Raw genomic sequence first — 12,542 nt, forward strand, 5'->3', positions numbered from 1 at the left:
TGTCGCACAACAGTTATTGTACGACATGACTGGAGGGAGTGTAATCCCCCACCAGTAGGAAATATGTAAATGTGTGTCGTATTTTGTTGGAGGGTGGTGCAAAATGTCAAATGCAATACACGTTGATGATTGATGAAATGAATCAACTGATGGACAAGGACAGCCTCACATACGACCACAGTGTCAGAGTCTCCTCATTGGCCAAAGTGATGGCCCGCGGTTTAAATCTGAATGAACGACAAACCAATCATTTGGTAACTGGCTGTTTTTTACATGATATCGGCAAGCTGCGTATTCCTGTAGAGATATTGAACAAAACATCTGCATTGGCGCCGCATGAGTGGGATTTGATGAAGCTTCATCCGAGCATAGGTGCCAAGCTATTGCAAGAGTATAGACATCTGGATAAAGAGATCATAGAAATTGTCCAATTTCATCACGAGCGTTGGAATGGCAAAGGTTACCCCACTGGTATAAGCGGACGCAATATACCAGATTTTGCTCGAATTTGTGCGATTATTGACGCGTTTGATTGTATGGTTTCGAATCGTCCATATCGACAAGGCATGTCAGTCGGAGAAGCAACGAATCAACTGCTATTGCATGCTGGCCAGCAATTTGATGAACATTATGTGCGTATTTTTATCCAACTGTTTCATCTGGAGCCTTTGGGTTCCCGCAATGATCCTAAATAATTCTTCCGGAGATGACAAGATGAGCATACTTTTACAAGAGCAATATATTGAAATCGTGCTGGGTAAGGCTTATTATGCACTAGCCACTCAAGAGGTGGATAAGATTATCAAAATGCAGACCATTTTCGATACTCCTGAAGACAATTCCTATTTACGAGGATTTATATATTTACGTGAAAAAGCCATACCAGTTATTAGTTTGCGTACCCTCTTTGGTATGACAGAAGAGGTGTTTACCCCAGCCACGCGTATTATTATTCACAAGCATCATCGTGAATCCATAGGCTTTATCGTCGATCAGGTAAACAAAGTGTCGGTCTATGAGAATATACAGCCTGTGCGGGATAAATTAGGCACTGTAAAAGGTACTTATTTTAAAGGAACTACGAATCGTGATGGTGTGCCGGTTGGTGTTTTGAACATGAATGAGATTGTTGCACATGCGTAAATCGCAAGCAGTACAGACATTTGAACTGTCAACCCCCTGAAGATTAAAATTTTCTTATCTGATTCTAATAGAGTGATTGAAAGCCAGAAGCAGCAAGGGATCGTTAAGCCCTTGGTAGATGCTGGCTTTTTTTTGCGTGTTATACTCGTTGCATGACAGGGAAAAGCCCACTAAGTATTCAATTTTTTGTTAAAAACAGGAGGGAATACAAATGAAAATTTTGAACAAGCAGCACATCGGTAAAACATTGATCGCCACTACAGTCAGCTTATCCATGTTATTCTCGGTATCTGCAATGATTCCGTCGAATACAGCATACGCGTACAGCGCATCCAAAGCTAATTCGATAATTGCTACAGGTAAAAAATATATGGGTGTACCTTACAAGTTTGGTGCGACATCGGGACAGACCCGTAACTTCGATTGTTCAACGTTCACGCAATTTGTATTTGCCAAGTACGGAATTCATCTTCCGCGTACAAGCCAGCAGCAATCAAAAGTAGGTACCTATGTGCCTAAGAGTCAATTGAAGCCGGGTGATTTGGTATTCTTCTATTCCCCAATCCATCATGTTGGGATCTATATCGGTAACGGCAAAGTGCTGCATACGTATGGCAAACCGGGTGTTACGATATCGAATATGAACAACGCCTTCTGGAAATCTAAATATAAGACGGCACGCAGAGTACTTTAAGCTGGACAAGCTGTTAGTTGTAGGCTAAGTAAGCAGCTTCAAAATCAATATTTCTGCCGCCATTTAACTCTCCGTCCCTTGCGATGGAGAGTTTTTGGCGTGAAATTCTGGCGTGTCTAAAACCTGCGTATCGTATCGGAGAGGCAGCTTCACGGTCACCTGAGTTCCGGCACCGATTGAGCTTGTAATGGTGACGGTTCCTTTATGGAGCCGGACGATATTGCGGGCAATAGCAAGCCCCAAGCCGCTACCCCCGGTTTCACGGCTTCTGTCTTGATCGACGCGATAGAAGCGATCAAAGAGTCGCGGGATCTCCGTGATTTCTACACCGATCCCTTGGTCAATAACCTGCAGCACAATGATATGCTCATCCCGCTGATCCTTGATCATATTGATACGGACCGGCTTTTGGCTGTATTTAATCGCATTATCGAGCAGAATAATGAGCAATTGTTTGATTTGTCCAGAATCTCCGTATAGGGGAATATTTGGCTGCTCGCATTCTACTAGAATGGATCGATGAAACGCCTGCTGAAGTGCTGCTGCTGTTGTGCGCACAAGCTCGGTCAAGTCGAAGGTTTGCCAGAGCTTTTGGCCTTCCGCTTCCGTATTGGCAAGTGTTAACAGGGACTGGGTTAGGTTGCGCAGTCGGGCTGCTTCGGATTGAATCGCTTCGATAGCTTCTTCTCGGAGCGCGGTATCGTTACCACCCCATCGTTTCAAGAGATCGGCATAACTTTCAATAATGGTCAGAGGTGTTTTCAGCTCATGGGATGCATCGGCCAGAAACTGCTTTTGCCGATTGAAGTTGTGCTCAAGCTTGCCGATCATCGTATTGAAAGTGTGAACCAATTGTCCAAGCTCATCCTGTTGCCCATTAGGAGGGACTGCCATCTGCATGAACACGCCGTTCTGTTGGTTGACCTCCATAATGAACGCGAGACGATGTATCGGCCGCAAAATGACTCTTGTGTAATACATCCCGCTCATTAAGGAAAAGAAAGCCGCCCCAAGTGTTGTAAACATGAGTACAGTAATAAGCACACGCAAATACTCATCCAGAGTATCCAATTCACGCCCCATCTGGAGTGCTCCCAAGGTTATGTTATTTTCATCGATGATGGGAGTTTGAATGTAAACGATCAGCGTATTGGCTGTTTTGATTGTTTTGGCAAAACCACGGGAGCTGAAGGTTGCCGGTATTTGGGTCAGCTGATCCTCAGAATGTAGATCAGCCTGTACTAATGAATTCGTATCGATAATCCGGATCATGGACTGTGGCGTAAGAAAAGGCCGAAGCCAGCCAACACGATTCCAACGTTCAGGGTTGTATAACCCTGGCTGCGACATGATGGGCTGAGCAGCTTCCCATAGAAGGCGGATTTCATTTTGGGTTGTCATGTTGACGACCGTGATGTAGGTAATCACATTGAAGAGTAGCAAAACCAGCAGCAAGGAAAAAGCAATCAGCAGTGTTATTTTTGTGCGCAGTTTCACTTGGGTGTCTCACCATCTTTGACCAGATAGCCGACACCACGAAGCGTATGGATCAGTTTGTTGTGAAAGCCCTGATCGATCTTCTGTCTTAAGTACCGGATGTACACATCCACTACATTCGTATCCCCAATAAATTCATACCCCCATACCTGTGATAAAATTTGTTCACGGGACATCACTTCCCCAGGTCGGCTTGCCAAGTAATAGAGCAGATCAAATTCTTTGGTTGTAAGCTCAATGGATTGTGATTCCCGTTTCACCTGTCGGGTACGTATATTCATGCTTAAGCCATCTATATGAATTTCATCTCCGTGAGCACCATCACTACCCGTATCGGTAGGCTGCGATTGAAGGCTTACTGCGGACATACGCAGCAGATTGCGAACACGTGCCAGCAGCTCCTCAATGGCAAATGGCTTCGTCATATAGTCATTGGCTCCCTGATCCAGACCACTGACGCGGTCGGGAACCGTATCCCGTGCCGTTAGCAGGATAATCGGGATTTGAATGCCTTGTTGTCGAATGCGCCTGAGCACTTCAAGCCCATTAAGCTTTGGAAGCATGATATCTAGTAAAATGAGATCCCAATTTTGTTCCAGCGCAGCATCCAGTCCATCTCTGCCATTTTTGGCGCAATGCACCGAGTAGCCTTCATGCTCAAGTTCGAGCTGCAGGACCCGTGCAATTTTAATCTCGTCTTCAATGACCAAAATGCTGTGCTTCAAGCTGTTCACCCGCCCATGCTTGGTATGTATTGTACATGTAGTATGCGGCTTGGAAGCGAAAAATATGAAGGACAAGCGATGGAATGAGGTTAGTGCTCGGTTCGTCACGAAGCCAGGTTGAAATTTGTATATCGAAGGACTGGGAGCTAAGGCAAAAAATAGCTTGAAACATCATATGAATTGTAATATATTAATAATACATCATATGAATTTTCAAAAAAATGAAGTGCAGGTGAGCCGGTGAACAAGAAGTTAACGTATGAAACCGTCTACGATGAGATCAAACGGAACATCAAGGAAGGGCATTGGAAGCAGGGTGAGCAGCTGCCGCCGCTAGAGCAGCTTTCGGCTGAGCTGGGTGTAGGTATTTCATCGGTTCGTGAAGCGGTCCGTATTCTCGGTAAGCAAAAAATTTTACGAATTGAGCAGGGCCGCGGCACCTATGTGGAAAGTGAGCTGACGGAAACACCGGAGCATCGATTGGACTTTCTGGAGCGGGCGACTATGCTGCAGCTAACGGAAGCGCGGTTGATCATAGAGCCGGAGCTTGCCGCGATGGCTGCCGACAAAGCTACCCAGGAGGAAGCGGAAGCTATTATGGTGACGGCTGAGACGATGAAGCGCAAGGTGGAAAAAAAACGTGATTTTCTAAAGGAAGATATGGAGTTTCACGATCAAATCGCCAAAGCCTCGCACAACGAGATTATGTACCATATGCTGGATCGGATGAGTGACTTGTTAGTGGACAGCCGACGTAAATCGATGAAATGGCAGGGGATGAATGAGAAAGCGTCTTCATTTCATTATTTGATCGCGCAGGCGATTATACAACGCAACCCGACACAGGCTCGAGCTTTGATGAAATGCCATTTGGAAGATATGCTAACTGAATTTCATAAGGGAGAGATTAAAGATGAAAATTAAATCGATGGAACTGTTTAAAGTACCGCCGCGTTGGCTGTTTTTGAAAATTACGACCGATGACGGAATTGTCGGCTGGGGTGAACCGGTCGTTGAGGGTAAGGCTGATACCGTGCGGACGGCCGTAGAGGAAATGAGTGAATATTTGATTGGCAAGGACCCGGGAAATATTGAAGATTTGTGGCAGGTGCTGTATCGCGGCGGCTTTTATAGAGGCGGTCCGATCCTGAGCAGTGCTATTTCGGGGATCGAGCAGGCTTTGTGGGATATCAAAGGGAAAAAGCTGGGTGTACCTGTCTATGATTTACTTGGGGGTCCTGTTCGCGACAAGATGCGTGTGTATGCATGGATTGGCGGCGATAAGCCATCCGATGTAGCGGAAGCTGCGAAGGAAAAGATTGCTCAGGGCTATACAGCTATTAAAATGAATGGTACCTCCGAGATGGAGTGGATTGATTCTCCGGCCAAAATTGAGGAAGCGGTGGAGCGTTTGGCTGCTGTTCGCTCAGCTATTGGCAATAGTAACGGAATCGGTGTCGACTTGCACGGACGCGTACATAAGACGATGGCCAAGGTGCTGATCAAGGAGATGGAACCGTTCAAACCGATGTTCATCGAAGAGCCGGTATTAGCTGAAAATTATGAGGTCATACATGAAATTACAAAAGGCTCCAGCGTACCGATTGCAACAGGTGAACGGATGTATACGCGTTGGGACTTCAAACGTCTGCTGACACATGGTGGCGTTGACATCATTCAGCCTGACTTGAGTCATGCCGGGGGCATTTGGGAGGTTCGCAAAATCGCAGCGATGGCAGAGGCTTTTGACGTGGCAGTTGCCCCGCATTGTCCACTTGGGCCAATTGCATTGGCGTCCTCGCTGCAGTTGGATTTCTGCACCCCGAATGCTTTTATTCAGGAACAAAGCCTGGGCATCCACTACAATCAAGGATCTGATCTGTTGGACTATTTGGTTGATCCGGGAGTATTCGATTACGAAGGTGGTTTTGTAAAGCGGCTGACCAAACCGGGGCTGGGCATTGAAATTGATGAGGCGAAGGTACGCGAAATGGCTGCTATCGGTCATCAATGGCGCAATCCGGTATGGCGTAATGAGGATGGCGTTGTTACGGAGTGGTAGGAAGCTGATGAATTGACTCCTGAAGAGCTGTGTTTGCGCACAGCTCTTTTTGGGTTTAAACAGTGATTCGACTGCACATATTGAGAATCAAGCTTTTGTGGCAGTAATCAGGCACTTAATCATAATACCTATCCCTTGTTCAATCGCAGAATCCTTCACATTGGAAACATTCAGCTTCAGGATTGGTGCTTTGGGAAAGTGAGGTAGAAAATGCTTGTCAATTGCTTCGATGATAACGGAATGTGGCTTTAGCTGAGCCGCGAGCTTGGAAACGGAAATCGAGCCGTTCAGCACGATATGGGTATGAATGCATGGTTGCTTGGTTTGGGTAAAGCTAAACAAATCCGGATAAAGATGATCACAATACCGCAGCAAGGTATCAGCTAGCAGCCGGGCCCGCTGTCCATAAGAGGAGCTGATGTGCTGCTTGTGCCTTTCGAACATCCCGCTTTTGAGATAAATCTCAAGCGCGCCCTGTGATAGCATGGAGCTGTCGATATCTAGCAGCCGCTTATAACGATTGAATAGGTCCGACAATACTTCGGGAATGACGGCGATACCGATACGTAAGCCGGGGAAAATAATTTTGGAATAGCTTTTCAAATAAATCACATGTTCCGTGGTATCATATGCATATAAAGGATCAGCCTTGCTGTCCTGCTCCAAATCAGCTAAATAATCATCCTCTACAATGTACACATCATATTTGCGAGCCAGCTCGACAATAGCGATTTTGTCCTCTTTGCTGTAGGAGTTACCAAGTGGGTTCTGAAATCGAGGCATTGTATAAAAGAACTTGATATCTGCAGTGCGGAACAACGTCTCCAGCTCCTGCAAATCAATGCCTTGAGCAGTTCTTGTGATGCCGATAACCGGAATTTGATGCGTTGTCAGATGCTCAATAAACAAATGATAGCTGGGCTGTTCGATCAAAATCGTCTGTTTTCGATTTGGAAAAGGCAGCGAGGTCAGTATGGATAAGGCCTGCTGTACGCCAGAAACAATGAAAAGTCGGCTTTGACTTGTAAATACCTGATAATTCGCCAGCTGTTTATGAACAACCTGGATGAGAGAGGGCAGACCCTTGGAAGTGCCGTATACGAACAGATCGTTTTTGTACGTATCGATAGCTTTATTGATGCAATGCTGGAAATCCAGATAGGGGAAAATTTCGGAATCCGGAGCGGCCCCAGCAAAATCGATTTGAGTCGGTTCCTCCTGTTCCACATTTACCGTACGCTTTACTACATAATAACCGCTCTTCGGTATCGAATAAATTCGATGCCGCTTCTCAAGCTCATCCATCGCCTTGATGACGGTGCTTTTGCTATAGCCATATTGCTCCGACAGCGTGCGAATGGAGGGAAGCTTGTCCCCTTCTTTATATGGATGGCTCTTGATCAATGCCTCCAATTCATTCAACAGCAGCCCATACTTTAGCATCTTGTCACTCCTCCGTGATAATCTGTATCGGTACAGATCGTTGTTTTGATCATTGTAGCACAGCTGATTTCCGGTTACTATGAAGCCATAACGGCCGATAAATCCAATGTACTGCATGCGTACAGAGAGAAGAATGGGAAATGAACAACAAACCGAATCAAATCGCTTATGTAGCCGCGGCTCTTTACGCCTGCATCATAGGCTGCTCGTATTTATTTGTCAAGTTGGCACTGGAATCTGCACATCCTGTGGACTTGCTAGCACACCGCTTTACGATATCGTTCGCGGCAGCTTCGATTCTGGTGCTGTTTGGCTGGTTTCGCTTAAACATCAAGCTTAAAGAAGTTATGGCCATTGTACCCTTGGTTGCAATCTATCCGGTACTGTTCTTTACGTTTCAAACTTATGGAATGGTCGATACGTCATCATCCGAGGCGGGAATCATTCAGGCGACCGTCCCTATTTTTACGCTGTTAATGGCGATGTATTGGCTAAAGGAACGCCCGGGTATGCGTCAAAAGCTATCAACCCTGCTATCCGTTGCAGGTGTCGCTTATTTGTTTGTGTCCAAGGGGATTCATTGGCAATCCGGTGGGTTTCAAGGGAACATGCTGATACTGGCCTCCGCGATTTCTTTGGCCGGCTATGGGGTGCTTGCCAGAAAACTGCTGCGAAATATTAGTGCGACGAGCATCACTTATACGATGACAGCTATCGGCTTTGTATTCTTTAATGGTATGAATATTGTACGTCATGTAGAAAACGGGACATTGGGGCAATATTTCGAGCCTTTTACGAATATGTGGTTCGTAGGCTCGATTCTTTATTTGGGTGTGATGGCTTCCTTGGTCTCTTCGTTTCTATCCAATTATGCGTTGTCGAAGATGGAGGCTTCCAAGATGAGTGTATTTAACAATGTATCGACGCTGGTTACCGTGACGAGTGGGATTATTTTTTTGCAGGAGCAGCTGACATTGGATACGATGATCGGGGGCGCCGCCATCATTGCCGGAGTTATCGGTACCAATTGGAGACGGGCTGCGAAGCCAGCTGCTACTAACAAGGTTTCTATATAACCTTTTAGTGGTAATAGGAAAGTAGTGGTAATAAATAGGAAAACCGATTCAGAACCGAAAAGGGGGGCATGTATGCGAGAGCCAAATCATCTAAAACCTGCTAACCGTCTGGTAAAAACGGAACGCTTACCCATGAATAACAGCTGGAAGGGCGTTATCGGCTTACTGCTGTTAGCGGTTGTGCTCTTACTTATATTTTTGGCGCTCAAAATACCGAACAGGGTCCAGGCGGTCGGAATCGGAACGAAGCTTCCAGAGCATCTTAATCTGACCTGGCAGCATGATCCCAAAACTACCCAAAGCTTTACTTGGCGTACGGCACAGGGACGGTTGGGAACAGTTGTCGAATATATGCAAACCTCCGATTATAGCGGCTTTCCTTCCCAAAGCGCTCAACACATTACAGGTACGGAGGTGCCGTTTCTCTCCGACGTGGGTGAAATGCTGATGCATGAGGCTGAGGCTGTTGATTTGCAGCCGGGTGTATCCTATACGTATCGTGTGGGAAGTGGTAAGGATGGGGAGTGGAGCGGTCCCTTTCAATTTGTAACGGCACCTGAGGAGCAGCAGCCATTTACTTTTTTATTTGTGTCTGATACACAGGCTGCGGCCGATCCAACGAGCGTTAGCGGTTATGGTGTTTGGGGCGAAATGCTGAATAAGGCGCTCGACCAACAGCCAGATTCACGTTTCCTGCTGCTTTCCGGTGATATTGTCGATGTTGGTTACTCGCAGGCACATTGGGAACGCTGGTTTGAAGCGGCCAAAGATAAGCTGCCTGGACTCAATATGGTTCCAACACTTGGCAATCATGATGTGTTGAAAACCGGAACGAAAAATTTCCGTGCCCAGTTCCAACTACCGCAAAATGGGCCTGCAGGGGAGAAGGAGCTGGCATACTCTTTTGATTACGGTTCTGTGCATTTGGCCGTGCTCAATAGTGAGGGTAATTTATCGGCGCAGGCTGCCTGGCTTCGCGAGGATATGTTGGCTAGTGAACTGCCATGGAAAATCGTTGCGTTCCATCGTTCGCCTTACCAGAGCCATGCCGCACGCGCCAGTCTTGATGTTAGAGATGCGTGGACACCGATCTTTGACGAAGCGGGTGTTGATCTCGTGCTAACAGGCCATGACCATGCCTATATGCGCAGCTGGCCTTTATATAAAGGCCAGAATGTAGCAGAAGGCGAAGGCACTACCTATGTGATTGGAGGTACGGCTGGGCCCAAGTTTTATGATATGGGTGACTACCCATGGATGAAGGTTAAGTTTGATGATAACACACAAATTTTTTCGGCAGTCACGGTTGCCAAAGCAGATTTGACGTTCAAAGTGACAGCTCGCGATGGCAGCAGCGTAGACTCGTTCACGATCCATAAGCCTGTTCCGGGACAGCGCTATGCGGATGTGACACCGTCTCACTGGGCCTACACTACGATTGACAACTTAAGTCGTGAGGGCATTGTGAATGGTGTGGAGCCGCTGCGCTTTCGGCCAAGCCAGGAAACGACTCGGGCGGAGTTTACCTCTATGCTAGCAAGGGCACTTCATTTGCCGGCTTCTCCTGCAGCTGCGCCCTTCAGCGATGTGTTGGAGAGCGATTGGTTTCAAGCTGTTGTGGCTTCAGCTGTGAAGGCTGGCCTGATACAGGGCAGCGATTCGAATCACTTTGCACCCAATGAACAGTTAACCCGTCAGGAGCTTGCGGTGCTGCTTGTACGCGTATATGATTCACAAGTACAGTCAGCAGTCCGTAACCGTTCTGGTACAACTATTCAGCAGCTATCATCATTTGCCGATCAGACCCAAGTCGCGGGCTGGGCTGCTTCTTCGATTGAAGCGGCACTTGAGCTAAAGTTGCTGTCAGGGCGTACGGAAAGTCTTTTTGCGCCTGCTGCATTTGCAACTCGTGCCGAAACCGCCCGTGCTTTGGAGAATTTGTTAAGTTTACTCCATCAAGGCAAATAATCATTTAATCTTTAATGCCGCTGCATATCAAAAGCCATCCCTTATCATCGCATATAGGGAATGGCTTTTGATTGTTTACTACTATAAAAGAATGACTAAAATCGTACCCAATTACCAGATTCCTCGTGTTCTCGTACGCTCTGTTGTGTAGATACGCGTACGTTCTGCCACAGCAGTATCCTCTCGCCGCAGGCTTGTCCAATCCGTTTCCAGCCCATCCAGGTCAGCGTCATCATTCCATGCCATCACCATAATTTTACCTTTATCCAGCTCTTGCTCATATCGATCCGCCTCTTCCTTGGATAGTCCAAGGGAGTGCATCTTGACACGCAGCTGGTCACCTCGAGAACGGAATAGATTGGTAAACGTATTTGTAAGTCCTTGCTCATGCATACCCAATTTATTGGTTGACATTAATTTACTAAGACCATCTGTCGTTCCATCATCATGGGCGATTACATAAATTTCCTCCAGTGTATAGCCTTCCCGTTGAAAAGCACGAATCTCCATAATCGCCTGCTCCTCGTGCGTCACCAATTTCACCTTGTTATTCATCATATCGCTCCTTTCTTTTTTGTAAAGAAAACGGTTTCATGAAGTCTTTCATTCATTAATTTTTCCAGCGCTTGGATAAAATATAAGATTCATTAACCTTATAAATGGTAATTGAAACAAGCAACGTGATTCAATGCACCGACACAAGGTTACATACATAGTAGAACTAAGTTATACTTAAAAGAGAATTAATTACGTAACTCAACTAATAAGGGGACCCACTATGAGCATCGCAATTGTAGACGATAACCCGGTTAACCTAATGGTAATCGAGAAAATATTAAAGAGTGCGGGATACGAGCATTTCATTAAGATGGAGTCGGCAATAGAACTGCTGGCGTTATTGAATGCGGAATCAGATGGCCAGCCCAAGGTTTCTATTGATTTGATATTACTGGATATGATGATGCCCGAAATGGATGGACTTGAGGCCTGCCGGCGCATACAGAAGCAGGAAAGCTTACGGGATATACCGATCATCATTGTTACGGCAGTTGGTGATTCGAACCTGCTTGCTGATGTTCTGGAAGCCGGAGCGATTGATTACATTATGAAGCCTATCAACAAGGTGGAGCTGATTGCACGAATTCGGGTCGCCCTGCGCCTAAAGTTTGAAAAGGACTGGCACAAAGAAAATGAGGCACGTATTCGCAGTGAGCTGGATTTGGCGAAGCAGGTACAGAGTAGTGTTCTGAGTCAGCCGATTCATCGAGATGAGCTGAGCATATCCGCATCGTATCATCCTTCATTTGAGCTGGCTGGGGATCTGTATTCCTGGTATCGGTTGGATGATCATCGCTATGGCATCATATTGCTGGATATGATGGGCCACGGAATTTCCTCTTCACTCGTATGTATGTTTATTTCCTCGGTTATGCAGGACACGATTACCCGCTTTGTAGCTCCTGAGATGGTTATTGCCGAATTAAACCGGTATATGAGTCAGCTGAATAAGAAAAATTCGTCGGTCAGCTATTACTTTACAGCGATTTATTTGGTGATCGATACCCATAACAAAACCATTGAGTATGTGAATGCCGGACACCCCCCTGCCTTGCTGTTTGAACGGGACAAACCTCCTGTTCAGCTCAATAAGGGCAGCTTTGCGGTCGGATTTTTTGAGCAAATGGACATTCAAAAGGGTGTGCTCTCTTACGATAATGAAATCGAACTGTTTCTGTTTACGGACGGGCTACTGGAGGCGCTGGAAGAAGACGGTATTGATGAAATTGAGAAGCTGACGGAAGGGTTGAAGGCCTGCTCGGGACAGGATTTGGCTTGTATCGTTGACGAGCTGCTGCCGCTGGAAATTCGCGATCAGCAGGAAGATGATATTTGCATGGTGCTGGTCTGCGCGAGATAGCCGGTGTGTCGATCAG

General features: G+C 46.4%; 12 protein-coding genes. 8 read left to right on the forward strand and 4 right to left on the reverse strand.

What is annotated here, in order from left to right:
- The first annotated feature begins 125 nt into the window (after window positions 1–125).
- The 3 genes from BK127_RS29480 (at window position 126) to BK127_RS29490 (ending at window position 1,837) form a co-directional block, all read left to right on the forward strand.
- Complete coding sequence (locus tag BK127_RS29480; protein WP_179097649.1) at window positions 126–695, forward strand: HD-GYP domain-containing protein; 570 nt, start codon at window positions 126–128, stop codon at window positions 693–695.
- Window positions 696–714: 19 nt separating this feature from the next.
- Window positions 715–1,143, forward strand: a complete 429-nt coding sequence (locus BK127_RS29485) for a chemotaxis protein CheW (RefSeq protein ID WP_076235696.1) — start codon at window positions 715–717, stop codon at window positions 1,141–1,143.
- A gap of 211 nt (window positions 1,144–1,354) precedes the next feature.
- The gene (locus BK127_RS29490) at window positions 1,355–1,837 is read left to right on the forward strand and encodes a C40 family peptidase (RefSeq protein ID WP_076235697.1); all 483 of its coding nucleotides are present in this window, start codon (window positions 1,355–1,357) and stop codon (window positions 1,835–1,837) included.
- A 63-nt stretch (window positions 1,838–1,900) separates the two neighbouring features.
- Here the strand turns inward: BK127_RS29490 and BK127_RS29495 are convergent, their stop codons facing one another.
- Together BK127_RS29495 and BK127_RS29500 are read right to left on the reverse strand one after the other, a co-directional pair.
- Window positions 1,901–3,334, reverse strand: a complete 1,434-nt coding sequence (locus tag BK127_RS29495) for a sensor histidine kinase (RefSeq protein ID WP_076235698.1) — start codon at window positions 3,332–3,334, stop codon at window positions 1,901–1,903.
- The gene (locus tag BK127_RS29500) at window positions 3,331–4,059 is read right to left on the reverse strand and encodes a response regulator transcription factor (RefSeq protein ID WP_076235699.1); all 729 of its coding nucleotides are present in this window, start codon (window positions 4,057–4,059) and stop codon (window positions 3,331–3,333) included. The genes BK127_RS29495 and BK127_RS29500 overlap by 4 nt, the downstream gene beginning before the upstream one ends.
- Window positions 4,060–4,299: 240 nt before the next feature.
- Here BK127_RS29500 and BK127_RS29505 point away from each other — a divergent pair, with 240 nt between their 5' ends.
- Entirely contained in the window at window positions 4,300–4,983 is a 684-nt protein-coding gene (locus BK127_RS29505; RefSeq protein ID WP_076235700.1) for a FadR/GntR family transcriptional regulator, read from the forward strand.
- Window positions 4,973–6,121: a galactonate dehydratase gene (gene dgoD / locus BK127_RS29510; protein ID WP_076235701.1), complete on the forward strand. Its 1,149-nt coding sequence runs from the start codon at window positions 4,973–4,975 to the stop codon at window positions 6,119–6,121. Before BK127_RS29505 ends, dgoD begins: the two co-directional genes overlap by 11 nt.
- 87 nt (window positions 6,122–6,208) lie before the next feature.
- Here the strand turns inward: dgoD and BK127_RS29515 are convergent, their stop codons facing one another.
- Window positions 6,209–7,564, reverse strand: coding sequence for an aminotransferase-like domain-containing protein (locus tag BK127_RS29515; RefSeq protein ID WP_076235702.1), 1,356 nt, complete (start codon window positions 7,562–7,564; stop codon window positions 6,209–6,211).
- A gap of 140 nt (window positions 7,565–7,704) precedes the next feature.
- On the opposite strand from BK127_RS29515, the gene BK127_RS29520 reads away from it, so the two are divergent.
- The gene (locus BK127_RS29520; RefSeq protein ID WP_076235703.1) at window positions 7,705–8,640 is read left to right on the forward strand and encodes a DMT family transporter; all 936 of its coding nucleotides are present in this window, start codon (window positions 7,705–7,707) and stop codon (window positions 8,638–8,640) included.
- 72 nt (window positions 8,641–8,712) lie between these two features.
- Window positions 8,713–10,608 (forward strand): S-layer homology domain-containing protein, encoded by a 1,896-nt coding sequence (locus BK127_RS29525; RefSeq protein WP_076235704.1) that lies wholly within the window; start codon window positions 8,713–8,715, stop codon window positions 10,606–10,608.
- 111 nt (window positions 10,609–10,719) lie between these two features.
- Here BK127_RS29525 and BK127_RS29530 read toward each other — a convergent pair whose 3' ends face one another.
- Complete coding sequence (locus BK127_RS29530; protein WP_076235705.1) at window positions 10,720–11,163, reverse strand: YflT domain-containing protein; 444 nt, start codon at window positions 11,161–11,163, stop codon at window positions 10,720–10,722.
- Window positions 11,164–11,386: 223 nt separating this feature from the next.
- Between BK127_RS29530 and BK127_RS29535 the strand changes: the two genes are divergently transcribed.
- Entirely contained in the window at window positions 11,387–12,526 is a 1,140-nt protein-coding gene (locus BK127_RS29535) for a PP2C family protein-serine/threonine phosphatase (RefSeq protein WP_076235706.1), read from the forward strand.
- Window positions 12,527–12,542: the final 16 nt, after the last annotated feature.

The organism is Paenibacillus sp. FSL H7-0331 (genome assembly GCF_001956045.1).

Excerpts from the sequence above, each read along its gene's own strand:
- BK127_RS29480 (WP_179097649.1), top strand. The coding sequence starts at position 126 with ATGATTGATGAAATGAATCAACTGATGGACAAGGACAGCCTCACATAC.
- BK127_RS29485 (WP_076235696.1), top strand. The coding sequence starts at position 715 with ATGAGCATACTTTTACAAGAGCAATATATTGAAATCGTGCTGGGTAAG.
- BK127_RS29490 (WP_076235697.1), top strand. The coding sequence starts at position 1,355 with ATGAAAATTTTGAACAAGCAGCACATCGGTAAAACATTGATCGCCACT.
- dgoD (WP_076235701.1), top strand. The coding sequence starts at position 4,973 with ATGAAAATTAAATCGATGGAACTGTTTAAAGTACCGCCGCGTTGGCTG.
- BK127_RS29515 (WP_076235702.1), bottom strand. The coding sequence starts at position 7,564 with ATGCTAAAGTATGGGCTGCTGTTGAATGAATTGGAGGCATTGATCAAG.
- BK127_RS29520 (WP_076235703.1), top strand. The coding sequence starts at position 7,705 with ATGAACAACAAACCGAATCAAATCGCTTATGTAGCCGCGGCTCTTTAC.
- BK127_RS29525 (WP_076235704.1), top strand. The coding sequence starts at position 8,713 with ATGCGAGAGCCAAATCATCTAAAACCTGCTAACCGTCTGGTAAAAACG.
- BK127_RS29530 (WP_076235705.1), bottom strand. The coding sequence starts at position 11,163 with ATGAATAACAAGGTGAAATTGGTGACGCACGAGGAGCAGGCGATTATG.
- BK127_RS29535 (WP_076235706.1), top strand. The coding sequence starts at position 11,387 with ATGAGCATCGCAATTGTAGACGATAACCCGGTTAACCTAATGGTAATC.